This is a genomic window from Wolbachia endosymbiont (group A) of Dendrolimus pini (genome assembly GCF_964026835.1).
GTDB lineage: Bacteria > Pseudomonadota > Alphaproteobacteria > Rickettsiales > Anaplasmataceae > Wolbachia > Wolbachia pipientis.
Window position 1 is genome coordinate 1047543 of the sequence record NZ_OZ034702.1, and the last position, 25727, is coordinate 1073269.

27 protein-coding genes and 1 pseudogene are annotated in these 25727 nt (G+C 34.6%); 18 read left to right on the forward strand and 10 right to left on the reverse strand.

Features of this window, described 5'->3' with window-relative positions:
- Window positions 1–492: a 5-(carboxyamino)imidazole ribonucleotide mutase gene (gene purE, locus AAGD66_RS05190; protein ID WP_006280351.1), complete on the reverse strand. Its 492-nt coding sequence runs from the start codon at window positions 490–492 to the stop codon at window positions 1–3.
- Between the two features lie 436 nt (window positions 493–928).
- Between purE and AAGD66_RS05195 the strand changes: the two genes are divergently transcribed.
- The 9 genes from AAGD66_RS05195 to AAGD66_RS05235 all read left to right on the forward strand — a co-directional run bounded on the left by AAGD66_RS05195 (window position 929) and on the right by AAGD66_RS05235 (window position 6722).
- Window positions 929–1225 carry a helix-turn-helix domain-containing protein gene (locus tag AAGD66_RS05195; RefSeq protein ID WP_010081926.1) on the forward strand — a complete coding sequence of 99 codons (297 nt, stop codon included), beginning with the start codon at window positions 929–931 and terminating at the stop codon, window positions 1223–1225.
- A gap of 60 nt (window positions 1226–1285) precedes the next feature.
- Window positions 1286–1693: a DNA-directed RNA polymerase subunit omega gene (gene rpoZ / locus AAGD66_RS05200; protein WP_007548528.1), complete on the forward strand. Its 408-nt coding sequence runs from the start codon at window positions 1286–1288 to the stop codon at window positions 1691–1693.
- A gap of 28 nt (window positions 1694–1721) precedes the next feature.
- Window positions 1722–1967, forward strand: coding sequence for a monovalent cation/H+ antiporter complex subunit F (locus AAGD66_RS05205; RefSeq protein ID WP_007548527.1), 246 nt, complete (start codon window positions 1722–1724; stop codon window positions 1965–1967).
- Between the two features lie 6 nt (window positions 1968–1973).
- Window positions 1974–2261 carry a monovalent cation/H(+) antiporter subunit G gene (mnhG, locus tag AAGD66_RS05210; RefSeq protein WP_155969497.1) on the forward strand — a complete coding sequence of 96 codons (288 nt, stop codon included), beginning with the start codon at window positions 1974–1976 and terminating at the stop codon, window positions 2259–2261.
- 1 nt (window position 2262) lies between these two features.
- A complete protein-coding gene (locus AAGD66_RS05215; protein WP_015589497.1) occupies window positions 2263–2790 on the forward strand; it encodes a DUF4040 domain-containing protein in 528 nt (175 codons plus the stop codon).
- Window positions 2783–3202, forward strand: a complete 420-nt coding sequence (locus AAGD66_RS05220; protein WP_006279705.1) for a Na(+)/H(+) antiporter subunit B — start codon at window positions 2783–2785, stop codon at window positions 3200–3202. The genes AAGD66_RS05215 and AAGD66_RS05220 overlap by 8 nt, the downstream gene beginning before the upstream one ends.
- Window positions 3199–3510: a cation:proton antiporter subunit C gene (locus tag AAGD66_RS05225; RefSeq protein WP_006279706.1), complete on the forward strand. Its 312-nt coding sequence runs from the start codon at window positions 3199–3201 to the stop codon at window positions 3508–3510. The genes AAGD66_RS05220 and AAGD66_RS05225 overlap by 4 nt, the downstream gene beginning before the upstream one ends.
- A 138-nt stretch (window positions 3511–3648) precedes the next feature.
- A complete protein-coding gene (gene rpoD, locus AAGD66_RS05230; protein WP_012673419.1) occupies window positions 3649–5601 on the forward strand; it encodes an RNA polymerase sigma factor RpoD in 1953 nt (650 codons plus the stop codon).
- Between the two features lie 140 nt (window positions 5602–5741).
- Window positions 5742–6722, forward strand: coding sequence for an SGNH/GDSL hydrolase family protein (locus tag AAGD66_RS05235; RefSeq protein ID WP_010082050.1), 981 nt, complete (start codon window positions 5742–5744; stop codon window positions 6720–6722).
- A gap of 612 nt (window positions 6723–7334) precedes the next feature.
- On the opposite strand, the gene AAGD66_RS05240 is transcribed toward AAGD66_RS05235, so the two are convergent.
- Complete coding sequence (locus tag AAGD66_RS05240; RefSeq protein WP_010082049.1) at window positions 7335–7595, reverse strand: IS110 family transposase; 261 nt, start codon at window positions 7593–7595, stop codon at window positions 7335–7337.
- 376 nt (window positions 7596–7971) lie between these two features.
- Window positions 7972–11427: a carbamoyl-phosphate synthase large subunit gene (carB, locus tag AAGD66_RS05245; protein WP_264723785.1), complete on the reverse strand. Its 3456-nt coding sequence runs from the start codon at window positions 11425–11427 to the stop codon at window positions 7972–7974.
- A 138-nt stretch (window positions 11428–11565) separates the two neighbouring features.
- Between carB and AAGD66_RS05250 the strand changes: the two genes are divergently transcribed.
- A complete protein-coding gene (locus AAGD66_RS05250; RefSeq protein WP_238514577.1) occupies window positions 11566–11727 on the forward strand; it encodes a hypothetical protein in 162 nt (53 codons plus the stop codon).
- 361 nt (window positions 11728–12088) lie between these two features.
- On the opposite strand, the pseudogene AAGD66_RS05255 reads toward AAGD66_RS05250, so the two are convergent.
- Window positions 12089–12815 (reverse strand): annotated as a pseudogene (locus AAGD66_RS05255) (IS5 family transposase).
- A gap of 92 nt (window positions 12816–12907) precedes the next feature.
- On the opposite strand from AAGD66_RS05255, the gene AAGD66_RS05260 reads away from it, so the two are divergent.
- A complete protein-coding gene (locus AAGD66_RS05260; protein WP_264339118.1) occupies window positions 12908–14233 on the forward strand; it encodes an IS4 family transposase in 1326 nt (441 codons plus the stop codon).
- A gap of 252 nt (window positions 14234–14485) precedes the next feature.
- Here AAGD66_RS05260 and AAGD66_RS05265 read toward each other — a convergent pair whose 3' ends face one another.
- Together AAGD66_RS05265 and AAGD66_RS05270 are read right to left on the reverse strand one after the other, a co-directional pair.
- Entirely contained in the window at window positions 14486–15241 is a 756-nt protein-coding gene (locus AAGD66_RS05265) for an SDR family oxidoreductase (protein ID WP_012673418.1), read from the reverse strand.
- Window positions 15228–16043 carry a YihY/virulence factor BrkB family protein gene (locus AAGD66_RS05270; protein WP_264723786.1) on the reverse strand — a complete coding sequence of 272 codons (816 nt, stop codon included), beginning with the start codon at window positions 16041–16043 and terminating at the stop codon, window positions 15228–15230. The genes AAGD66_RS05265 and AAGD66_RS05270 overlap by 14 nt, the downstream gene beginning before the upstream one ends.
- Before the next feature lie 135 nt (window positions 16044–16178).
- Here AAGD66_RS05270 and AAGD66_RS05275 point away from each other — a divergent pair, with 135 nt between their 5' ends.
- From AAGD66_RS05275 to AAGD66_RS05285, 3 genes are all read left to right on the forward strand, one after another.
- Window positions 16179–16502, forward strand: a complete 324-nt coding sequence (locus AAGD66_RS05275; RefSeq protein ID WP_264723787.1) for a TrbC/VirB2 family protein — start codon at window positions 16179–16181, stop codon at window positions 16500–16502.
- Window positions 16503–16522: 20 nt separating this feature from the next.
- Entirely contained in the window at window positions 16523–16879 is a 357-nt protein-coding gene (locus tag AAGD66_RS05280; protein ID WP_250295293.1) for a TrbC/VirB2 family protein, read from the forward strand.
- A gap of 216 nt (window positions 16880–17095) precedes the next feature.
- On the forward strand, window positions 17096–17440 hold the full coding sequence (locus tag AAGD66_RS05285; protein WP_264339216.1) for a TrbC/VirB2 family protein: 345 nt from the start codon (window positions 17096–17098) through the stop codon (window positions 17438–17440).
- Window positions 17441–18106: 666 nt separating this feature from the next.
- On the opposite strand, the gene recF is transcribed toward AAGD66_RS05285, so the two are convergent.
- The 3 genes from recF to AAGD66_RS05300 all read right to left on the reverse strand — a co-directional run bounded on the left by recF (window position 18107) and on the right by AAGD66_RS05300 (window position 21300).
- Complete coding sequence (gene recF / locus AAGD66_RS05290) at window positions 18107–19204, reverse strand: DNA replication/repair protein RecF (protein WP_265024544.1); 1098 nt, start codon at window positions 19202–19204, stop codon at window positions 18107–18109.
- Between the two features lie 16 nt (window positions 19205–19220).
- Window positions 19221–19688, reverse strand: coding sequence for a thioredoxin-dependent thiol peroxidase (bcp, locus tag AAGD66_RS05295; protein ID WP_015589489.1), 468 nt, complete (start codon window positions 19686–19688; stop codon window positions 19221–19223).
- Window positions 19689–19872: 184 nt separating this feature from the next.
- Window positions 19873–21300, reverse strand: a complete 1428-nt coding sequence (locus AAGD66_RS05300) for a sensor histidine kinase (RefSeq protein WP_209473279.1) — start codon at window positions 21298–21300, stop codon at window positions 19873–19875.
- 65 nt (window positions 21301–21365) lie between these two features.
- Here AAGD66_RS05300 and AAGD66_RS05305 point away from each other — a divergent pair, with 65 nt between their 5' ends.
- From AAGD66_RS05305 to AAGD66_RS05320, 4 genes are all read left to right on the forward strand, one after another.
- Window positions 21366–22541, forward strand: a complete 1176-nt coding sequence (locus tag AAGD66_RS05305; RefSeq protein ID WP_265024543.1) for an aspartate aminotransferase family protein — start codon at window positions 21366–21368, stop codon at window positions 22539–22541.
- A gap of 14 nt (window positions 22542–22555) precedes the next feature.
- Entirely contained in the window at window positions 22556–23062 is a 507-nt protein-coding gene (rimM, locus tag AAGD66_RS05310; protein WP_038250708.1) for a ribosome maturation factor RimM, read from the forward strand.
- A gap of 62 nt (window positions 23063–23124) precedes the next feature.
- Window positions 23125–23691, forward strand: a complete 567-nt coding sequence (gene efp / locus AAGD66_RS05315) for an elongation factor P (protein ID WP_006279719.1) — start codon at window positions 23125–23127, stop codon at window positions 23689–23691.
- Window positions 23692–23699: 8 nt separating this feature from the next.
- Window positions 23700–24395 (forward strand): inositol monophosphatase family protein, encoded by a 696-nt coding sequence (locus AAGD66_RS05320; RefSeq protein WP_341814443.1) that lies wholly within the window; start codon window positions 23700–23702, stop codon window positions 24393–24395.
- A gap of 118 nt (window positions 24396–24513) precedes the next feature.
- Here the strand turns inward: AAGD66_RS05320 and hemA are convergent, their stop codons facing one another.
- Window positions 24514–25722, reverse strand: coding sequence for a 5-aminolevulinate synthase (gene hemA / locus AAGD66_RS05325; RefSeq protein WP_155969391.1), 1209 nt, complete (start codon window positions 25720–25722; stop codon window positions 24514–24516).
- Window positions 25723–25727: the final 5 nt, after the last annotated feature.

Genomic DNA, 25727 nt, shown 5'->3' on the forward strand with positions numbered 1-25727 from the left:
TTATGAAACTGGTTTTTCTTTTACTTCTTTGGTCTGTTTCTCTCTCCACTTTTTTAACCTACCTGCAATTTCACTGTTGGAAATTGACAATATAGATACGGCAGTAATGGCAGCATTATATGCTCCATTTTCTCCTATAGACATGGTTGCAACTGGAACACCCTTTGGCATTTGAACTATAGAGAGTAGACTGTCCAGCCCATTTAATTGTTTACTATGCACAGGAACGCCGATAACTGGTAAACAAGTTAGTGACGCAACCATACCAGGTAAATGAGCTGCACCTCCTGCACCAGCTATAATAACCTTAAAACCTTCTTCTTGTGCAGATTTAGCAAAATTGAAGAGCCTTTCTGGTGTTCTATGTGCAGATATTATGAATATATCATGTGAAACTTCTAATGCTTTTAACATATCAACAGTATGGACCATAGTGGTGTAATCTGACTCACTTCCCATAATAACAGCAACATCTTTTTTTATTTTTGTCATATTCAACACAATTTTACTTACTAACTAAATAATGTTCCAGCTAAAAAGCAACAAATATTTAAATTATATTATAAATATAATTTATAGAATTCTCGTTAAAATAGAAATTTTAAAAATTTAAATAAATATTTATATTAAGATATAGAGATATAAACTTCTTATGTAAGATAAATTTATAAAATAATTATTTTTGTATTTCAAGCTTTGTAATCTTAGCTTGTTCTTTCTATAAATGGTTTTTTCAGATAGACTGATGGTAAAATGGTAATTTAAAATTACTAGAAATTTGATAAAAATATTAATATATAATCAACTTAAAGTTTTAAATATTGATATCATATAATTATTGACAAGTTACATAATATTAATATCTTGGTATATTAAATATTATGTTATAATATTTAATAAAGTTAATTGATATGTGAGTGTAAGAATTATGGAAATAATATCGTTAAATAACTTAGACAGTGCAGGAATAAAAACAAAGTTGCTTTATATAATAAATAAAATTATAGAAAAAAATGCTTGGACTCAGGCTTTTGCAGCTGAGAAACTTGGTATTGATCAGCCAAAGGTATCGCAAATTAAAAATGGTAAAATAGATGGTTTTTCTTTAGAGCGATTGTTAGGATTTCTAAAAAAACTTGATCATGAGATAACAATCACGATGACAGAAAGCCAAGAAATAAAATCTGAGGCAGAAAAAGTAAAACATGAAGTTGAATCGCAATAGATACAAAGTTGACAACTTGTTTTTTGTGATATAGTATAAAACTTATTAAGGTAGTATCTTATGGCTGAGTCTATTGTAGAAAAGTGTATAGAACGGGTAAGTAACCGTTTCAAATTGGTTCTGTTGGCAAGTCAAAGAACACATGATTTAAATACAGGGGCAAGTAATCCAATTCAAGCAGCTAAGTTTAAAGGTCATAAAAATACCATAGTTTCCTTACATGAAATAGCAGGAAAACAGGTGGATACTCATGAGCTGTTTAGCCTTTTGGTAGGTAGATGCAAGGAATACATGAAAGGAAATATGAATAATGTTTACAGCAGTAATACAAGTAAGCTAGCGAATTTATTAAATTTTTCTGATAACACAGATCTTGATGCAAGTCAAGAAAGCCAAGATTATGAAGTGGATGGTGAAATAGATGATGAAATAAATGATCAAGATGGCGATGAAGAAGTATCCGTTTAGAAATCTACTGAAGTCACATAGTCTTTAAATGATTTGCATTGCTATCTATACACTGTTGTTCTGTATGAGTGTAATGTTGTGTTGCATAGTGTCTAAGTCAAATGATGTGTACAATAAGGTTTTAGCGTTCAATAATTTCTCAACGCAAGTAGTTGTACTTATAACAGCAATATCAATCATTCTGAATAATTTTTTTTTAATTGATATAGCATTGTTGTATGCTAGCGTTAGCTTTATATCAACTATAGCACTAATGAGATTAATGTTGTTTTGATAATTTATGATAGGATCCATTTTCATATTTTTAGGTATTTGTTTGATAATTATTTCAAATATAGGGGTGATCAGATTTCCTGATTTCTATACTAGGTTAAATGCAGCAGGTATTACAGATTCTAGCGGTGCAACGTTATTGTTAATTGGTTTTGCTTTGCAGAATGGATTTTCAATCAATACTGTTAAAATAGTATTATTAATTTTTATAATATGGGTAGCTAACTCAACTAATAGCTATATTTTAGCGCGCACTCATTATAAAGTTAAGAAAAAAACTGTTAAAGAAGGCTAAGGTGTTAGAAATATTAAATGTAGTGTTACTTTTGTTGTTACTAACAGTTACGGTTTTTATAGTTTTCTCGCGACATTTAGTCGTAAGTGCTGTTCTAATGTGTGTATTTAGTTCACTGATTGCGCTTATATACTTAATTATGAATGCACCTGATGTTGCAATTACTGAAGCTTCTGTTGGTGCGGGGCTCAGTACAGTTTTTACGTTTGCAGCACTCTCCTTGATAAAGAATCATAAAGTAAATCTATCTCATAACCCTATAACGCTTTTTTTTATGTTATTTCTGGCTGTATGTTTGTCATATTTTATGATTCAATTGCCAGATTTTGGCAGCCACAATGCTCCGATCCACTTGCATGTTGCTCCTTATTATGTGGAAAATACCGAAAAAGCTACCGGTATTCCTAATATAGTGACAGCTATTTTGGCAAGCTTTCGTGGTTATGACACGTTTGGAGAAACTATAGTAGTTTTTACTGCTGCGCTTTGTATAACGTTGATATTAAAAGAAGAAAAAGAAAATGATTAAAGATCCGATATTAAATGCAGTAACATTTTTGATGATACCTTTTATCATTTTATTTGGTTTATACATACAATTTCACGGTGATTACACTCCGGGTGGAGGTTTTCAAGCAGGAATAATTATTGCCTCCGGGATAATATTATATTCAATGCTATTTGGTGTATCTACAACTCTAAAAGCAATACCTTATTCTGTGATTAGATTGACTAACGTGTTAGGTATTTTAATTTATGGAGGAACGGGCGTTGCAACAACTTTACTTGGCCAAAATTTTTTATCTTATGATATCTTGTTAACCAATAATAGAACCGGTCAAAAATTAGGTATTTTTTTGGTGGAATTAGGTGTAGCATTTACTGTCTGCTCCTCTATGTTAATTATATATATAAATTTTGCTCGTAGGAAAAAACAATGACTTTATATAATTATACGATTATTATTGTATTAATGGTGCTAGGTTTATATATTATTATAAACGATAAAAATTTAATCAAGAAAATGATAGGGGTAAGCGTCTTCCAAGCATCTGTTTTGTTATTTTACATATCTCTAGGATATATAAAAAGTTCCTTGCCTCCTATATTGGTTTCAAATTTTTATTCATATAGCAATCCTATACCCCATGTTTTAATGCTTACTGCTATAGTGGTTGGAATTGCAACATTTTCAGTTGGATTATCCATAGCAGTAAAAATGGAAGAAAAGTATGGAACAATCGATTAAGACAAGTGTACATAAATTAACAGTATCTTAAACTATATGAAGTAACAAATAGCCACAAGTTAAAAGTAAAATTATAGACTTGCTCGTTGTAAGTTTGTTTGTTAATAAGAAATAAAATTATAAACTATAAAGGTAATGATGTCAACTATTAATGATGCAGAAGATAAGAAAAAAATTATCAAAGATCTGGTAACTAAGAGTATAAAAAAGGGTGGTTTTATCACCTTTGATGATATAAATGATAAATTATCAGATGAAAATTTTTCGTCTGACTTTATAGATGATGCTATATCTTTATTGCAGGATTCCGGAATTAATGTGCTTGAAAGTAGCGAAGATGAAGAAGATATTCCTTCCAACAGTGATGATAGTAAACTTGATGATGATGACACATCGCCAAATGTTACTGCAACTTTAGTACAAAATGATGATCCAGTGAGGATTTATTTACAAGACATGAGCTCCGTAAAGCTTTTATCAAGGGCAGATGAAATCGAGATAGCAAAAAAAATTGAATCTGAAAAGCATAACATGTTACGTGCAATAATTGAAACATCAGTAACATTAAAGGTGATAAAAGTATGGCGTGATGATTTAAGTAATGGAGCTCTCTTACTGAGAGAAATTATAGATCTGGATGCAATTTATAACTCTGATTTTAATGTGGTACCCAAAGAAGAAAGTGAAGAGAGTGAAGAAAGTGCTGAAGATGTTGAGGATTCTGAGGATGTTTCTGAAGATGCTGAGTACTGTAGTGATGATGAGAAAGATAGTAAAAAAAGTGATGATGAGAAAGACGGTAATAATGAAGATATAAGTTCAGTCAATTTAAATGTTTCTATTCTTGAAATGGAAAGTGACTTATTGCCAAAGGTCATAGTTGCATTGGATGAGATAATTACTTTAACAAATGAAGCGTTGATATTAAGAAAAAATTCTAAAAATTTCTCTAATGAGCTAGAAAATTTGTATAATCAAATATGGTCTATAGCATTACAAATTAAGTTAAGTGATGCTGCTGTTGCCAGAATTACACAAGAACTTTATAAGATAAATAGATCCATTACGCTTGAAGAGGCTAATCTTATTGCTGAGGCTAGAAAATACGATATCGATAGAGAAAGTTTCTATAAAGTTTATGATGACGTGCTTTTAAAGCACGAATTGAAAAAGATAAGTCTTTTAAAGATCAATGAAAATCAGTCCTCTTTTACAGGTGAATTAAAAAACAAATTTTTAAGGTTTATAGACGATAACTCTGAACATATAGCTAGTACCTTGAACGGTATTAAGCAGCATATACAGGAAGATAACGTACAAGAATTTAAGGAGCTAATCAAGAGAATACAAAAACACGAACGAGAAGTCTCTGAAGCAAAGCAAGAAATGATTAAGGCTAACTTAAGGCTAGTAGTTTCCATTGCTAAGAAGTATTCAAAAAGAGGCCTTGATCTGCTTGATTTGATACAAGAAGGCAATATTGGTCTTATGAAGGCCGTGGATAAGTTTGATTACAAACGTGGATATAAATTTTCAACTTATGGCACTTGGTGGGTAAGACAATCAATCACTAGAGCAATACCTGAGCAGTCTAAAGTAGTTAGAATACCAGTTCATATGGTGGAAATTATCAGTAAAATCAACAGAGCATTAAGAAAGATGACTCATGAGATGGGAAGAGAGCCGACGTTAGAGGAATTGAGTGTAGAACTGACAATGCCACTGGAAAGAATACGCAAAGTTATGAAAATAGCAAGGGATCCAGTAAGTCTTGAAGCTCCAACAGGAAAAGATGATAGTAGTACCTTTGGTGATTGTATAGAAGACAAGCGAGTCTCCAGGCCAGAGGATGCTGCAATACTTGCTGACTTGCGTGGCATTACAACCAATGTTCTTGCAACTTTAACACCAAAGGAAGAAAGAATTTTAAGAATGCGTTTTGGCCTTGGTAAAGATGGGAAGGAACATACCTTAGAAGAAGTAGGAAAAATTTTTAATGTAACACGTGAGAGAATTAGGCAAATAGAGGCAAAAGCACTGCGCAAGTTGAAACATCCAAGCCGTGCTAGAAAACTTAGAGGGTTCTTTTAAGTATACGTGTCAAGTTAAGAAGAAGCTGATTTTGCCCGGAAAAAGTGGAGAGCAAGTTAGGCCAAAGTTGTATAATTTCACCGCTATTTTTCTTTTTCTATGAATCTAATGAAACAACATGCTAATCTACGGTAAATATTATGACAAACAAAAATGACAATTCTAATTCAAAGTATAGAAATTTTTATGTTCTGGGTGATAGCTTATCCGATAATGGCGCAATCATTGGAATTTTAAATAATTTATCCTTTGCAAAAAGCGTAAAATTTGATGATCCTTTTTATCAAGGAAGATCTTTTAGCAATGGCCCTACTGCTGTTGAATATATAGCAAAATATTTAGATTTAGATGAATTTAAACCTGGGTGGAGTTATTCATTTTTTGGGAGATGCCACGAACAGCAAGGTCAGAATTACGCAGTTTCATATGCAACAGCATCTGAAATTTTTGACCCTATTTTTTCTTATTTCTTCAATAAATTTCGTTTAGCTAACCAGCTAGATGCGGTAATTAAACATCATCCAGATATAGGTAAAGAAGATTTATTTTGCATCATAATCGGCGGAAATGATGTTATGGTTGCCACTGCTTATGACGATACTAAAGCGGAAGAAGTGTTGGAACAAGCAGTGAGTGAAATATGTAATGCACTTAAGGTTCTAAATGAACATGGTGTTAAGCATGTAGTTGTTGCAAATGCACCTGAAGTTGGCTCAATACCAGCTTTTAATAGAGATGAAGAAGCAAGGGAACTAGCTACAAAGCTCACGGAGAGTTTCAATGCAAAACTGGCTAAAGGCTTAGATTATATGAAGAAAAGTACAAATCTTGAAATAAAAGCATTTGATCTTAACTCTAAAATGAGAAGTATGTTTAGCGAATACAAGAGCAAAGGTTTAAATTGTCAAGATGCATGCACATCGAACATTGCAGACCAAGTTGGGAGATTTAAAGAAAATATAAAAATACTCTTAAAGTTGATATTTAAAGGGGAACTTGACGTTCACTATAACCCTGGGTGTAGCAAAGAAACACTAAAGGATTATTTCTTTTTTGATTATTTCCATCCAACTGCGGAACTTCATCATGAAGTTGGTAATGAAGTGTATGAGTTGATTTGACACAGTTTTTTGAACATATCCTTTTAAATAGTAACCAGACTGCATTCTGTGATTTTTAGCAAAACACGATCTTTCATTTGAGCTTTCTTCAATTTAAAATAAATACAGAAAATTGCTGCCTATAGCTAAACTGACTTAGATTTACCGATAATTTGAAAAACCGTCATCCCGCTACTATATAGTTATTGATATATATTTTCTTTTAAGCTCTTGGTTTTGATCGATAAATGTAATCATTTCATCTTCTAAAGTTTTAATTTGATTACGTAAAATTGCAAGAAGTTCCTCTATTTGTTTGATTATAGATGTATCAGTTATAGCTCTTTTTACAATAATCCGAACAGATCATAATATGCTACTGCTCTACCATAGCCATAAGCACATATCTTATCCTATTCGGACTATTGCGAGAAGTGCTATACCTGTTGGATTTGGGTTTTTTGTATTTTTGCTATTTCTACAAGTTGGTTTCTACGAGATAATTTTTGTTTCAAGCAATCAATATTACCATTACTAACTGTTAAAGGAGTAACACGCATATCTGTATTATTAATATAACGTGAGATGATACTGCAGTCTATTTTATCAGTTTTTGTAGTAATACCAAGGCTTTTAGCATAGTCTCTCCCACCTTGGTTGAATGACGTACACCTCAAAACCATTGCTTAGTAAAGTATAGGCACATAATTTTTCGTATCCACCAGTTGCCTCAAGACCAATTTTGGTTACATTATGCAAACGTAAAAAGTCCAGCATTTCATCAATGGATTGTACATTGTTTTCAAATATTTTATAATGCTCAAGTGGGTGAATGTGGAGATCTAATTTACTTTTGCTAACATCAATGCCAGCAATAATGTTTGATGAATTCATAATTCCTCCGTAATAATAACATATACTGCATTTTCCAGCCTTATATACGAGCCTAAAAGCTCAATCAGTTGTTCGGAACTTTCAGTATAATAAACCAGAGAAGAGAACCTTGCTGAACAACGATTCTTATAATCAAGGGGCGTGACGATTCCTCTTCTCTGTGTGTCTTTAATCTCACTACTTTGATATTTATAAAGACTTGTTCTTAACATATAAGGGAAGTGTCCTCTAGGTGAGATTGTGGAGCATTCGTTGCAGCATTTGGCTGTTCAATTACGCTAGTTGATTCTTTAGGTATACTATTTCCTTCAAAATTTCCATCTTTTTATTATGTTCTCTTTAGCATTTTGAGAGTGAATTATTCTAGTTTTGATATTTAAACGTTTTGTATCTGCTGTAATGATTTCACTTCCAGTTTGCTATTCTTTACATATTGAATTGCAAGCACTAACGCTTTACTTCCGGAAGCTGTGGTGCTGTAAGCTATATTTTGCAAAATAGCAGTTCTCCTGATATCTTTGCTGTCTGAGACTGACTTTACACCTTTTGAAGTATTAATCACTAGATTTATTTTTCCATCTTTGAGCATATCAACTATGTGGGGTCTGCCTTCTCTTACTTTATTTACAGCTTGTGCAGCAATGCCGTTATTGTTCAGATACGAAGCTGTGCCTTTGGTGGCATATATTTCAAAACTCAGTTCTTTCAACATTCGTGCAACTGGCAATATATACTTTTTATCATCATCTTTTACTGAAACCAGAGCTGTTCCTTCTGTTGGTAACTTGTATCCTGCAGCCATGTGCGTTTTTGCAAGTGCAGCTTCAAATGATGAGTCAATTCCCATCACTTCTCCTGTTGATTTCATTTCAGGACCAAGTAAAGTATCAACTCCTGCAAAGCGGGTAAATGGAAAAACAGCAGCTTTAACTGCAAAATGATTGAAAGGCTTGTTTTCCTGATTCAATTTTTTACCCAAAATAACTTGAGTGGCAAGCTTTGCAATAGGAATATTGATTACCTTGGAAATAAAAGGAACGGTTCTACTAGCTCGTAAATTTACTTCAAGTATGTATACATCACTAGACCTCTTGCATAACTCGATTTCTGAAGGCAATTTTGTCGTCAAAGCTTGTCTGCGCTCCTCAAATACATTCGAGTATTCTGTGGTGCTCATCTGCACTTTTCCTAAAAATTTCTCATCACAAACAGGTTCTGCAAGAGGTCTATTCTCTTGAACAGCAAACTGAATGTTTATCAGACCTTTCACTTCTAGTGCAAGAGCTATTCTTTCAGTTTGGAGCTCGATCTCTTTTATTACTTCGTCACTCAATGTATTTGTCGGTATTGAGCATGTTGAATCACCAGAGTGGATACCAGCTTCTTCAATATGCTCCATGACCGCTGCAATGAAAACTTTTTCCCCATCACATACAGCATCAACGTCAACCTCAACTGCATTGACTAAAAATTTATCAAGAAGCAGCGAACCATGCTCAAAGATTTTAGTTTGATCTAAGACGTACTCTTTAAAGCTCTGAGTATCGTGTCTAATCGACATAGACTGACCGCCGAGGACATATGATGGCCTGACTACTAGTGGAAACCCCACCTTTTCTGCGTTGGTTAACGCTTCTTCTACTGAATGGCAGATAGAATTTTCAGGTTGTTTTAAATTAAGTTGCAAAGCAAGGTTTTTAAACCTCATGCGATCTTCTGCAAGGTCAATAGAATCAAACGAAGTTCCCAAAATTTTGAAACCTCTCTCGTTAAGCACTTTGGCTAACTTTAAAGGTGTTTGACCACCTATTTGAACTATTACACCAACCAGTGTGCCATTTTCTTGCTCTTTACTTAGTATTTCAAGCACATCCTCTGCAATGAGTGGTGCAAAATATAAACGATCAGCGGTATCGTAGTCAGTTGAGACAGTTTCGGGATTACAGTTGATCATTATTGTTTCATACCCCATTTCTTTGGCGGCAGAAGCTGCATGTACGCATGCATAATCAAACTCAATACCTTGACCAATGCGATTTGGACCACTTCCTAAAATGACAACCTTTTCTCGGTCAGAAATATTCGCCTCACATTCCGTTTTATTTTCAACATCACCCTCATAGCAGCCATACATATAAGCAGTGCTCGATTCAAATTCAGCTGCACAGGTGTCTACGCGTTTATAAACTTGTTTAATGCCAAATTTTTTTCTTATTTCTTCGATTTGTTTTACTCGATCTCCAGCGTATAACGCTGGCTGGATCCCAGTGTCACGCACTGGGATGACATTAGAGGGTACTGGAATGACAGAGGTAGGTCTATTACTTAACTTTGCCAATCTTGCATCTGAAAATCCCATTTTTTTCATCTCTAACATTTCATATGCAGTCTCAGGAAGGCCGTTTTCCTTGATTTTTTGTTCAGCCAAGATGATTTGCTGTATATTTTGCAGAAACCATAAGTCATATCCTGTAATCGAATTTATTTCTTCTATGCTAATTCCGTGGCGCATTGCGTCAGCAGCAATCAGTAATCTGTTTGGTAGCAATTTTGCTAATTGAGATTTTACGTGATCAATATCAATGTTCTCAGGAAATACTTCATCAAGTCCTGTAAGATCAGTTTCAAGTGAACGAAAAGCTTTCTGCAGTGACTCATTAAAAGTGCGGCCTATAGACATCACTTCTCCCACTGATTTCATGGAAGTTGATAATTCACAATTCGTCCCCTTAAATTTCTCAAACTCAAATCGAGGGATTTTAGTGACGATATAATCAATCACTGGTTCGAATGCTGCTGGTATTATTGGAGCGCAGTCGTTACGTATTTCATCGAGCGAATAGCCAATAGCAAGTTTAGTTACAACTTTTGCAATAGGATAGCCTGTTGCTTTCGAAGCAAGTGCAGAAGAGCGAGAAACTCTTGGATTCATTTCAATTACAACGAGGCTTCCATCTTCTTTAGGATTCACTGCAAACTGAACATTTGCACCACCGGCACTAACATCAATTTCTCTCAGCACTGCTATAGATGCATTTCTCATCTGTTGGTATTCTACGTCACGCAGAGTCAAAGCAGGAGCAACAGTTATGCTATCCCCAGTGTGCACTCCCATCGGATCAACATTTTCTATCGAACAGACTATTATGCAGTTATCTTTACAATCGCGGATAACTTCCATTTCATATTCTTTCCAGCCGATAATTGATTCATCTATCTGAACTTCATTTATTGGCGAAATTTTAAGAGCACTTTCTGCAATGTTAAAAAACTCCTCTTTATTATATGCTATGCCACTACCTGCGCCACCAAGAGTGAATGATGAACGAATGATTGCTGGTAATCCAACGTAATCCAAAGCCTTTTTTATTTGTTCTTGATTTTTTATAATGATACTTTTGGGGTATTTCAGTCCTATTCTATCCATGGACTGGCGGAATAACTCTCTATCCTCTGCTTTTTTTATTGCTTCTCTATTTACCCCTATTAATTCTACGTTGTATTTGTCTAACACTCCATCATCTGCAAGTTTTATTGCACAATTGAGCGCTGTTTGCCCGCCCATTGTTGGCAATATTGCGTCTGGCCTCTCCTTAATTATAATTTTCTCTATGATTTCAGGCAGTACCGGCTCAATATACGTCGCATCAGAAAACTCAGGATCTGTCATTATAGTTGCGGGGTTGGAGTTAACCAAAATGACTTTATAACCTTCGCTTTTTAATACTTTACAGCTTTGCGTTCCGGAATAATCAAACTCGCATGCCTGACCTATAACTATTGGGCCTGCTCCTATTACTAATATAGATTCTATATCTGTGCGTTTCGGCATAATTACAATAACGGTCTCTATTCAAGTAATGTTACCAATCTTTCCTGTATATGTGAATTTTTATTAAACCTATTAGCTAATTACTTTTAGGCTTGACGCATAACTGTACGAACATTGCAATTTGCGTGGCAGATTCCAGTGCTTGACACACAGCTGTACAAACATTCATTTTTGAAGGTAAATTGCACAGCAAATGATGTCATTCAAGTAGCTGACACTGGTTCCTTTATGACGGCAGTGCCCAGAGGTGTCATCCCAGTCTGGGATGGCTTTGTTGCATCGCTACTTATGAAAGGCTAACTATAATTAGGATTATAAGCAACTTATTGAAAATCTTGTTTTTTTTGCAATCAATCTGATCAAATTTAAGAATAGTAACTTGTTATTTATATTAATAAATTTAATTCTATTGAAAATAGCTAAAGCATTGAAATTCTTGAATTTTAGCCGGATTAGTGAGTGGTAGTGAAATTTCTTTTACTCAAATTTAGGTATTCACTGACCGTTCTTGTTATAAATACCAGAATAATAAGCTACTGATATTCTCCACCTTTTTTATCTTTAATCCATCATAGCTAGCGATGCAACAAAGCCATCTGGGATCCAGAAAACTTAACTTTAAATAAGTGGCTGCATAATAAAGACTAGGCAGTGTCGACATTTATTTTAACCAAAGATAAATGCCAGCAATGTGAACAAAAGACAGAAAAGCTATGGCCAATTTGTCGTAGCGTGTAGCAACTCTGCGGAAGTGCTTGATTTTGTTGAACATCCTTTCGATTAAGTTTCTCTCTTTATACAATTCTTTGTCATATTCTCTTGGTGTTTTTCTGTTGGAACGCGGTGGGATTACTGGCTCAGCATTTACAGCTTCTGCAGCCTCAATCATATAATTTGCGTCATACCCTTTATCGGCAATAAGTGCCTCCATGTTCTTGCCTTCTATCAGGTCTAAAGCTTTTACGTAATCCGATCTTTGCCCTGCAGTAACAAAGAATCTCAGTGGGTTGCCCAAAGCATCACAAGCAGCGTGTAATTTGCTTGAAAATCCTCCTTTGCACCGTCCCAGCTCTTGTTCTTGTCTACCAGTTTCCACATTTTTTTCTTGCACCAGCAGCATGTTGATGTGCCCTGATTATTGTTGAGTCTATCATGAGCCACTCTGTGTCTCCATTAACAGCTAATGTGTTGAAAATCATCTGCCAAACACCAGATTTTGCCCACCTTATAAAACGTTTATGTACACTTGACCATTTTCCATACTCAGCCGGCAATGCTCTCCATGTTGCTCCTGTTCTACCTATCCACATTATTGCAGCTACGAATCTCCTGTTATCTTTTGCGCTTCTTCCTCTATCTCCTTCCTTACCTGGCAGACTGTTTTTTATTCCATACGCGTCAAGTTAAGGAAATAAAGGTATGAAAGAGATAGAATAATAAGGTATAAGTTCTCCCAGATATACTTTTAGTGAGAGAACCAATGAATAAAATAACTTGCTTATCAAAAAAGCTCAAAGAATTTTTTAATGAAAAAGCAGAGAAAATCTCAATTACAACAAGGTTTATAAAAAGAAAGAGAAAGCTAAAAGGTTCATCATTCGTAAAAGCCATGGTCTTGGGTAATATAGGAGTTGATAATTGTAGCGTAGAAACAATGTGTCAATTACTAAACGAGGACTCGATAGATATAACAAAACAAGGTTTGGATTTTAGATTTACTGAAGAAGCAGTGGAATTTATGAAAAGGATGTATAATGAATCTGTGATTCTCTTTAAAAATATCTTGCAAGTTGATTGCAAAATCTTACAGCAATTTAATAGTGTTAAATTATTGGACAGTAGCTATATTACTCTACCTAACAGTATGGAAGAGATGTATAAAGGTTATGGTACTAGCTACAGTGGCTATGAAAGCAATACTAAGTCTGGAATAAAGTTACAATTAGTTTTCGACTACATGAATCAGATAATAGACCAACTTAATTTAACGGAGGGGGTAAGATCAGACCAGGGATATAGGAAACATTTAAGTAATATATTAAGCAATGATTTGCTAATATCTGATCTCGGTTATTTTGTGCCAAGTTCTTTTAAACAAATCAATGAAATAGGAGCTTATTTCATAAGTCGTTATAAATCCGATACCAACATATATGATGTAGAAACAAATCAAAAAATGGAGTTATTAGAATGTTTAGAGGATAAGTTATTTTTAGAAAACGAGGTATTGTTAGGAAAAGAAGCAAAAATTAGAGTAAGAATTATATGTCAGAAACTAACTGAAGAACAGTCTATGGCCAGAAGAAGGAAAGCTAATAGATTAGCAAGATCGCAGGGATATACATCCTCTAAAAGAAATCAAAAATTGTTGAACTGGTCAATATTTATAACTAATGTTCCAGAAAATAAAATTAGTGCTGAGCAAGTATTAACGATTTACAGAGTAAGGTGGCAAATTGAGTTATTATTTAAATTGTATAAAAGCCATATCAGGCTTGATAAGCTAAAAGGAAAGCCATGCAGAGTATTATGTGAACTATATGCTAAATTGTGCGCAATTCTTATATTTCACGGCATAGTTGGTTGCACAGAAGTGAAAAAGAATACAGAACTTAGCTTAACAAAGGCATTTATTGAGCTAAAAAGGCGGGTTAGAGAGTTATTTTTAGTATTAACCAAAATTAATAGTTTAAAAGCATTTCTTAAAAAACTCACTATAACTTGGTCGCGATTTTCATTAAAAGACAAACGTAGAAGGGCTAGAGTATCCACTTTAACCTCTCTAAATTTGCTCACAATCTCTTAACTTGACGCGTATGGTTTTTTATTCTCTCCCATTGCTCATCTTTTAAATCATATAGCATTCTCTTTACCTATTAATAAAGAGTACTCTATATCACTATTTTTTTATGTCGACAAGACCTAGATTCCAGTGTCAAGCACTGGAATGACACCATAGAGGCACTGGGATGACATCCTTCCTAGTGGAGATTACTCTCAAATCACAATGTTCATACAGTTGTGGGCTTAACGGTATCTTTGCAGATACTATGGTAATTTATTCGGGAGATTTGCTGAGCGGTAAGATTTTTCCTGATATGCTGCAGTCTTCAGAAGCTAATTCCACAAATTTATCTGTTAGTTTATCAGGTGACACCAATTCAGATCCAGGAAATGCCTGCTCACTACCCACAGGTCCTTCCGTGTATACAGCATTTACACATAATTTTGTATGTTTTGTCTCAGATGCATATATCTGCACCATTATTTCTAGTGCAACTTTACTTGCAGCATACGGCATCCAATATGGATAAGAGGAAGGAGAAAGTGTCACTTCTGAGGTCATGAATATCGCTCTTCCAGCATTAGACTTTTTTAGCATTGGATCTAAGTTTTTTAGTAAGTACCAATTGGCAGTAAAATTTGTATTCATTACGTTCTGTAGCTCTTCAATCTCACAGTCATGAATGGGGTTCAGTTTGCCTAAAATTCCAGCACACGCAACTAATATATCAAGTGCTCCAGATTCTGATAATTTCAGGCTTTCTATCATGTTTGTCAGTATCTTTACATTCTCAAAGTCTAAAAGATCAAGCTGAATTAGTTTCACAGAGCCTTCTTTAAATTCTTCAAGCTCTTCAATTTCATTATATAGTGGCTTGAGATTATCAAGAGATCTTGAAATCAGAATCACACATGCACCTTCTCTTATAAACCTTTTTGCAACAGCAGAGCCTACTCCACCTGAAGCTCCGGTGATTAAAGCTACTTTACCTTCTAACTTACCCATTTCTTTCTCCTTAGCGAGATCCATTGAAATATTTTAGCTGAAAATTGAATTTTGCTCCATATATAAAAATCAAACTTAGCACATAAAAAAATAGTAATGACACTACCACACCACCTAAACTTCCATATATCAAATCCAGTTGGTCAAAGGAAGCTTTTAAATATTGCTTAAAAGCTGAAGCAGAAATCGTCCAAAGAATAACAGCTACACAAGATCCAGGAAATACGTCTGATAAATTTTGTTTTATGTTTGGTAACATAAAATATAGCCAAGAGACTACTGTGAAAAGTACAAATTCAATAAGTAAATACCTAGTATAACTTAGCCCCTGATAGGAAAAATCAATTAGCATTGGTACTAGTGTAGAAAACACTATAGTTAGAGTTATAATAAGCGTGATTACTAAAAATTGTAATATACTTAGTACTCTTCTTAATATATAAGGCGGCGAAACCGGAACTTTATAGGCCTTATTGAGTATTGTTCTAAGCCCTTCAATTGTCGATGAAGCGGTCCAAACAGCACCTACAATTGCTAAAGTTAGTAAGCTTTGCGGCGGGCCTGATATTATCTCCCTAATACGCGGCATCAAAGATGATAAAATATCCTGTGGCATGTTATCAATGATAAATACCCAGCCAATGTTGTACTGGTCTAAAAAATTTGCGAATGTTGACGCCACAGCCATTAAAACGATGAGAAAAGGAAATATTGATAACAGAATTAAAAATGATAAATACCCTGCATGCTCCACTCCATCATTATAAATTGTGTCAATCAAAGCACGATAAAGGCAATAAACGATGCTGTAAAATTTCTGTAGCACTGTAATATAGACGAACCAAGAAAAGTATTCTAAATGAAATAAAGGATACTTTTAAGCAAAAAATCCTCACCATTTACTTAAATTTAATCAAAGTGAAGGATAATCCAGCATTAAATAGAAATTATCGGAGGCATAATGAAAAATTTTCTTCTACTTGTAGCTTTAATTCTCTCCTTTGCATTTGATGCAGGTGCTCCTCCTACTACTTTTGTTGATACAAATGATACAACATCATCGGTGATATGCAAGATAATAGGCTATACTCACGGCATAGGTGGCCCAATGATCACAATAGTGATAATTGGTGCAGCGTTGCTTGCAATATTCGGCAGAATGCCGTGGCCAGCGCTTTTTGCACTCGGTGCATTTACTGCTGTGTTTTTTGGCGCTCCTGTAGTCGTTTCAAAAATAACACCAGGAGGTGTGATTTGTAAAGACGGTGTAGTAACGAATAAGTAATAGAAATTATTGGAGGCATAATGAAAAATTTTCTTCTACTAGTGGCGTTAATTCTCTTCTTTGCATTTGATAATGTTTTTGCTAGCAGTGTTACTGATGACGCAACGTCAAACACAATATGCAAAATAGTAGGCTATACTCACGGCATAGGTGGACCGATGATCACAATAGTAATAATTGGTGCAGCATTGCTTGCAATATTTGGCAGAATGCCGTGGCCAGCGCTTTTTGCACTCGGTGCATTTACTGCTGTGTTTTTTGGTGCACCTGTAGTTGTTTCAAAAATAGTACCAGGAGGTGTGATTTGTAAAAATGGTGCAACTGCTTGCCCTGATGGTACCAACTGGGATACAAGTACAGGAGCGTGTAAAAAATAGGCGCTGCAGATTTAGAAAAGCATTAGCTAAACGGTGCTTCTTAAAGGAGCACCATTATTCCACAATTGTATAAATGTTGTCCAAGTGAATAACACTGAGATCCGGGAATTTTTATAAACTGATAGGATGACAAATTTACTAGAACCCTCACCATTTACTTAAATTTAATCAAAGCGATAGATAATCAAACATGAAACAGAAATTATAGGAGGCGTAATGAAAAATTTTCTTCTACTTGTGGCGTTAATTCTCTCCTTTGCGTTTGATGCAAATGCTAATACTAGTGGTGGCACCACCAACACCGTTTTTGTTGATGAAAGTGATACAACATCATCAGTGATATGCAAGATAATAGGCTATACTCACGGCATAGGTGGGCCAATGATCACAATAGTGATAATTGGTGCAGCGTTGCTTGCAATATTCGGTAGAATGCCGTGGCCAGCGCTTTTTGCACTCGGTGCATTTACTGCTGTGTTTTTTGGCGCTCCTGTAGTCGTTTCAAAAATAACACCAGGAGGTGTGATTTGTGAAGACGGTGCAGTAAAGAATCATCCATAGAAATTATTGGAGGCATAAACGTAGTTTTCTTTACTTGAAAGTGGTCAAGCTGACCACTTTCAGTGTCTATGAATACCTAATAAATTCTCTTTCTGTAATCATATCAGTTAAAGTCTGGATTCCAGCGCCACGCGCTAGAATGACAAGGCTTATCGTCATGTCACCGCGAACCGTCATACCGCGATTCATTCGCGGTATCTCAGCCGCTAACAAGTAGCGGAATAACGGTTGTCGTTTAGCTATAAATATTAAGAAATTTACCAAATGAAAAAAAAGGCAAAAGAAGCCCTGGTCATTGTCTATTTTCAGTATTGGCGTTTTTTAAGTCTTAAACACTGCAATTTAGCTGCTTTTGAATGCAACTCACCTTAGTTTGAATGTTTAAGAAATTTACTAAGCAGAAAAAAAGGCAAAAGAAACCCCGTGTTAGCTAGTTGTCACTCTCTAATCCTGCAAAATCGGCGTACTATACTGTCTTAAACGACTTATAAGCGCGTTTCAGCTTATATAGGTAAAAACCCAGAAATGTTGTGAAGACATAAGGTGCACATAGTGTAAAAAATTAAAAATAAGACGCCAACTACGTTGTTTTCTTGCTGTTTAATCTGCACAGATGAAGATAACTGAATACCTTCAGTATCATGATAAGGGGGCTGGCGAGGTTTGTCAAGGAAGTTTTGCATTTAATTCATTTGATAATTCAAAAAACTTGAAAGAATAAAGATAGTTATTAAAATTATCTTGATTTACATCAGTTATCCAAGTTTGACATTGAATACTTAACATTTCCTCTATTAACGCCTTTCTGTAATGTTTATCCAGATGAGACATTATATCGTCAAGCAGAAGAAGTGGTGCCTTATTGTAATGAATACACCTTGCTTTTACACTGGATAAAATAATAGAAAGCAGTAATAACTTTTGTTCTCCAGTGGAGCACAGATTTATTGGTACGTTTCTTTTTTGACAAAAAACCCGAAAATTATCGTTATGCACACCAAAGGTTACTCTACCAGTCAATGAGTCTTTTTCTCTGTTTTCCTTTAGACGATTCTGAAAATATTCTGCAGTATCGTTCAAAGTTAGCTGGCTGCTGAATTTCAAACTTGCCTTTGGAAAAAGCTCACTGGAATGGTTATCAATTGTGTCTTGTAATATTTTTAAAACAGACGATCGCATACGTAAAATACTAACTGCATTAACAGCCATTATGTTTTCAAGACTAGAGAGCCAATTTTCGTCCAAGGTGTTCTCTCTCAACAGTTTACTTCGCTCACGTTTAGCTTTTCTGTGTTTCATGTAGCAGCAAGTGTAATTTTCCTCAAACAGTGAGACTATACGGTCTAAAAATTTTAATCTGTCACTTGGAGAATTAAGAAGAACATAGTCCATTTGTGGAATCAGCCATATTACATTGGATATCTTATACAGAGATGAATAACTTGATTGCGTTTTTCCATCAATTTGTATTAGTTTCTTATCAAAACTCTTTGCGATACCAATTGAATTAAAATCTGTTCCATTAAAAAAATCATAGTGCACTGCCCAATCTTCATTACTGAATCTATTTTGTATCTCACTGGCTTTTGCTTTTTTCATTCCATTGCTTTTAGCAAGCAACGAGATTGCTTCAAGTATATTAGTTTTACCAATACCATTTTTGCCAGTTATTACAACTGAGCTATCATCTGAATCCAGTTCAAAGTTTGAGTGGCTACGAAAATTATGTAATTTCAGCTTTTTTATGTAGCAATGGGTAGCCATTAACATATTCTTTAGTTTATATTCTCTTTACTTCTTCCAGAACCTCATCAACATGTCCACTAACTTTTACATTTTTCCAGATCTTCACTATTTTACCTTTTTTATCTATTAAAAAAGTAGTGCGTTCTATTCCCATATACTTTTTGCCAAACATACTTTTCTCTACCCAAACACCATATTTTCCCAACATTTCAGCATTCTCATCAGAAACTAAAGAAAACGGCAGAGAGTATTTTGCTTTGAAGTTAGTGTGGCACTTAACACTATCTTTTGATACACCAATTATCACTGTGTCAAGGGAAGAAAAATCATCTATTTTATCTCTAAAGCCTTTTGCTTCCATCGTACAACCCGGAGTATCGTCTTTAGGATAAAAATAAAGAGCTACATTTTTTTTATCAAAAAATTCACTCAGTGATAAATTTTCACCAGAATCTGTTGGTAAACTAAAATCAGGTGCATTATTTCCTACTACTAACTCCATACCTTGCTCCATTAATAACGCTTCTATCTATAGTAGTATATTGTAGTCAGAGTATCAAATTTTATATATAGCTAACACAGATAAGATTCTTAATAGGGGGCTTATTGATAACTGCCTTCTCGGCTTGCCGCTTTTGATAAAGTGTGGTTTTCGTCTGATGTAAGGCCATATCAAATAGATCCTATTAAAAATCAATCGAATCTTCACATGTTTGTTCTTCATAAAAGAAGTTCAATGTTATCGTAGTACCAAGTTTCGCTTCACTTTTAATGTCAAAAGTTCCACCCATTAACTCTACTAATTTCTTGCTTAGCGGTAATCCGATGCCCGTACCTTCGTTTCTATATCCCGAATCTGCTTGGCCAAAAACAGACATAACTTTATATATATCCTGCTGCATTATTCCTATTCCATTGTCATGAAACTCAATGGTTAATAAGTTTTTTTCTATATTTTCTTTTATCACCATTCTTATTAAACCATCTTTGGGAGTAAACTTGATTGAGTTTGATAATAAATTTATTATAACTTGTTTCATTCTCTTGGGATCTGCAATGACTAATAATTGTTTATTAGTCATCTCTTTTTTTAAATTAATCCCGGCTTCTTTTAATTTAGGTAATAGCATATTTACGCATGAATCCATTATTTTGTTCAGGTTAAACTTCACTTTTTCTACTGTTAAACTACTTGATTCAGCTTTAGAAAAATCGAGCACATCATTAATTAAGGTAAGTAAGTGTGTTCCTGCATTATATATATCGTCTGCATACTCCTTGTATTGAGAATTATCCATTGAACCTAAAGTTTTATTTTTGATCAACTCCGCAAATCCAATAATAGCATTAAGAGGTGTGCGTAATTCATGTGTAACGCTTGCAAAAAACTTTAGCTTGTTTGCATTTTCTTGCTCTAATGTCTCTTTTATCTGCTGTAATTCAATGTTAGTTTTATGTTGCTTGGCTAGCATTTGGGTATTAGAAAAGTGCAAATAGAACATTATTAATATTAAGATTATTAATAATAGGCCCAAAAATGTTAAAAACAGGCCATATGCTATAACATAAGAATTATTGTAGTTTCGAAGAATCTTCAAAAAAAACGACGGTTTAACGCTATTTTCATGGAATATAGGGAAAATAGAAGTTAATGTATTTCCTGTAGTATAAAATATTTCTTGGTTACTTAATAGTTTATCAATTTCATCGTTTGTAAGTAACTGTTCATAATCATAATCTTGAGTGTTAAAATTACTGAATATTATTCTGCCGTTTTGATCATACAGTATTAAGCTGAAATCCTTTACTTTGCTCACTGATTGTAATAATTCAGCACGTAGTTTTACTAGTTGGTTTATGTAGTCAAAATTTTTGTATTTAATGTGATGCTTTTCTATTAGTAAATAATGGTATTTTTTTATTATGCCATTTTCCAGTACGCTTTTTAAGTTTACACTTGAATCACGGTAAGAAGAAAGGAAATTACTCCTTAGTAAATGATTACAATATATCACACTGAATAAAATCATAAAGATCGATGAGAGTAATACAATAACTTTTGTGTATTTGTTTTTCTTCAACGCAGAAAACATCAATTTACCTAGCTTATACATATCCTTCTTATTGTGAAACAACGGTTTTTATGTTATTAATAATAAAATTTAGCATATAATATTTTATGACAATTTCTCCTATTTTGCCAGTTTATTCTCCTGTTAATATAAATTTTTCTCATGGCAAAGGTATCTACCTATATGATGTTGATGGTGAGCGCTACGTAGATTTTCACTCCGGAATAGCCGTTAGTAGCTTAGGTCACACTAATTCGCGATTAATTAGTGCTCTTAAATTGCAAGGAGAAAAATTATGGCATATATCAAATACCTATAATATACCTGCTGCCAATAATTTTGCAGAAAAATTAATAAACAACAGTTTCGCTGACACTGTATTTTTCTCAAATTCTGGATCAGAGGCAGTAGAATGTGGGCTTAAGATTGCTAGGATCTATCAAAATGGAAAAGGCAATAAAAATCGTCACAGAATTTTAACATTCCATGGTGCATTTCATGGAAGAACCTTTTTAACTTGTGCTACAAACGATAAACAGAAATTTTCTGAATTACTAAATCCCTACATTGATTGGTGTGATAACATCGAGCCCAATATTGAGAGCGTAAAGAAAGCAATTTCAAGTGGTATAGGCGTTATATTAATAGAACCAATACAAGGGCAAGGTGGTATCAAAGTAATGAATGAAGTCTTTATGAAAGAACTAAGAAAGCTATGTGATGAAAATGACATATTGTTATTTTTTGATTGCGTGCAATGCGGTGCTGGCAGGACAGGAAAATTATTTGCATACGAACATATAGGAGTGGAACCTGATATATGTGCTCTTGCAAAGGGAATAGGCGGCGGGTTTCCGCTAGGGGCTTGTCTTGCGACTGAAAATGCTGCTAAATATATGGCGGTCGGTATGCACGGTTCCACTTTTGGTGGCAATCCGCTTGCAACCTCAGTAGGTAATGCTGTGCTCGAAGAATTGCTCAGCCCCGGCTTTTTGAAAAATGTTGAAATTAGAGGTAAATACTCAAAAAATAAACTAGAAGACTTAGCAAGTAAATTTCCAATAATAGAGGAAGTAAGAGGGAAAGGGTTAATGCTTGGAATAAAAGTGAAAGCAGACAATCAAAAGTTTGCAGAAGAGTTAAGTCATCGCGGCTTGCTTACTGTTGGGGTAACATCAGATAACGTTGTGAGAATTTTACCTCCACTCATTATCACTGAAAAAGAGATTGATGAAGGCATCGAGATTTTGACTCAATATTTATCTGAGAAATCTTCTGATTAGATACTTGCATTAATATGAACGACAATCTGGTATGCTTAGGAATTATTACCTCTCCTCACGGAATTAAAGGAGCTGTTAAAGTAAAAACCTTTACTGAAAAGCCTGAAAATATCTTCTTATATGGTAAGCTAATAAGTGGTGATGAGAATTATAAAATAGACTCAGTATCCGTCATAGGTGATAATTTAGTAATAGCTACAATAAGCGGAGTAAATTCCCGTAATGAAGCAGAGCTTTTAAGGAATAAGAAGCTATATATAGAAAGAAGCAAGTTACCAGAGCTAAATGATGAGGATGAATTTTACCAAAGTGACCTTGTAGATATGGAAGTAAGGCTGAAAAGTAATGAATTATATGGCTATGTAAAATCTGTGTATAATTTCGGCTCAGGGGATATATTAGAAATTTTAGTTATCAGCACAAAAAAACGTATTATGCTGTCTTTCACTAAAGAGATATTTCCACATATAAATATAAAGGGGAGGTATATAGTATTAAATATACCAGAATTTATTGACTAATAAAGACTTTGATATTTATATAAAGCTATTTATAATTATAAGATCAAATTGAAAATGTAATTATGGCAGAAAGAGCTAACGATATCAGACCAGGTCAGGTGTTGGAACATAACGGCGGATTATTTTTGGTTGTAGGTATTATGCATACTCAACCTGGTAAAGGTGGTGCATACATACAAGCCGAAATGAAAAACATCAAAACCGGAGCAAAACACTATGAAAGATTTCGTTCTGATGCAACAATCAGAAGGGCAATTTTAGATGAAGAGGAATATGTTTACCTTTTCACTGAAGGAAACATTGTAAATCTTATGCATCCAAGTAATTACGAGCAAATCACTATAAATTTGGACTTATTGGGAGAAAAAAAAATTTATTTACAGGATAACATGAAAATTAAAGTTGTAGCTTATCAAGACAAAATAATTTCTGCGCATGTGCCTGATTATGTTACACTTGCTGTGAAAGAAACAGAGTCTGTTATTAAAGGACAAACTGCTACTGCTTCTTATAAGCCTGCAATTTTGGAAAACGGAATGCGCGTTAACGTGCCTCAATTTATAAAAGAAGAGGATAAAATTGTAGTATATACTCCAGGTGACAGCTATTATGAAAGAGTGAAAGAGTAAAAGGAAGAATGTCCCTCTCATCACCACGAATTAATGTGATGCTTGATTCTGTGCGTAGTGCTTCCAGGCAGCTTATGCGCGATTTTAATGAATTACAAATCTCTAATGTTAAATCAGCAGACTTTATCAATAAAACTTATTCAAAATCCAAGCAAACCATATACGATTGCTTGCACGACTACAAACGAGACTATGGGTTTATTTCCGAAGATGATACTGATCAAGAAGTAAAAGATGACACTTATACCTGGTTTATTATGCCTATAGAGGGCAGGGAGAACTTTTCCAGTTGTATGGTTTATTTTGCAGTATCAGTCTCTCTCATTCATAAAAATAAAGTTGTGGCGGCTGTAATTGATGCTCCGGCTCTTAGAGAAACTTTTTGGGCAGAAGAAAAGAAAGGTGCTTTTCTTGAGGACTTTAGATCTCGTCATATAAAAATGCGGGTGAAAAGCCGTGAAGGGGGTCTAATAGATGTAAGTGGTAATTTGTTAAATAAATTGTTGCCTGGCAATAGTAGTGTACGCTCCATCGGTTCAACAATTTTAGGCTTTGCATACCTTGCGGCAGGAAGGCACAGAGGAATAGTTTACTCTAGAGTTAACAAATATAAAGCCTTGCTCGGTAGACTTTTTCTGCAAGAAAGCGGTGGAAGGCTAACGGAAGACAACGGGCTAATCATTGCTGGAGATATAAAACTATAGCTAAAGTAATTTATGTTTACCTACAATTTGATAAGCGTAAAACTCGTCATTCCGCTACTTGTTAGCGGAATCCATGCTGAGATACCGCGAATAAATCGCGGTATGACGTAGGGCTGTACTAGCTATAGCATAAACAGGCTACAGAGATAGACAACTTTTCGAAAACTTTTACAAGAGATTCTGTTAAATGCTCTATCATTTCATCGGTATGATAAGGTGTAGGGGTAATACGGAAACGCTCAGTTCCTCTTGGAACTGTCGGGTAATTTATATGTTGAACATATATTCCATACTCATCAAATAATAATTTTGATGCTTTTTTAGATAACTCTGAGTTGCCAATTATTATTGGAATTATATGAGTTTCTGTTGGAATGAAGTTAATTCCTGCATTTCTCAGTGAGTTTTTTACTTTTTCAACGACTTGCTTTTGCTTTTCCCTTTCAATGTTGCTCGATTTTAGGTGCTCAACGCTTGCCTTTGCTGCCGCTGCTAAAACAGGCGACATAGCAGTGGTAAAAATAAATCCTGGAGCGGAACTTCTTATTACATCTACCAAGCTCTTTGAAGACGCTATATACCCACCCATCACTCCAAAAGCCTTTGATAGTGTACCTTGAATAACGGTTATTCTATCCATCAGGCCTTCTCTTTCTGCAATTCCGCCACCATGTGAACCATACATGCCAACTGCGTGCACCTCATCCAAATAGGTAATTGCATTATGTTGATCTGCAAGATCGCATATTGCTTTAAGCGGCGCTATATCGCCATCCATTGAATATACGGATTCAAGTGCTATTATTTTTGGTGTCTTTTTGTCTATAGACTTGAGTAACTGCTCTAGATGATTAACATCATTGTGTTTAAATATATGTTTTGGCCTTTTTCCTGATTTTATGCCTTCTATCATCGAAGAATGGTTCTTCTCGTCTGAAAAAATTACTACGCCCGGAATAACAGACGATAAAGTGCTAAGTGTTGTCTGGTTAGCGAGGTAGCCACAAGCAAAAGTTAAAGCAGCCTCTTTTTTATGCAAACAAGCTAAGGATTTTTCAAGTTCAACAACCTCTTTTGTTGTACCAGATATATTTCTTGTTCCTCCAGCACCAACAGATGAATTTTGGATAGCGGCAATTACACTCTCATTTTGTGACATTCCCAAATAGTTATTACTGCACCAGACTATTACTTCCCTATTTCTTTCATAGTCCATAATGTGGGGGAGCCTACCTGGTAATGACGCAAAGTGCGTAAATTCACGGTAGCGCCCCTCATCTTTTATATCTTTTATTTTATTCAAGAATATTTCTTCGTAGTTTACCAAGTCCT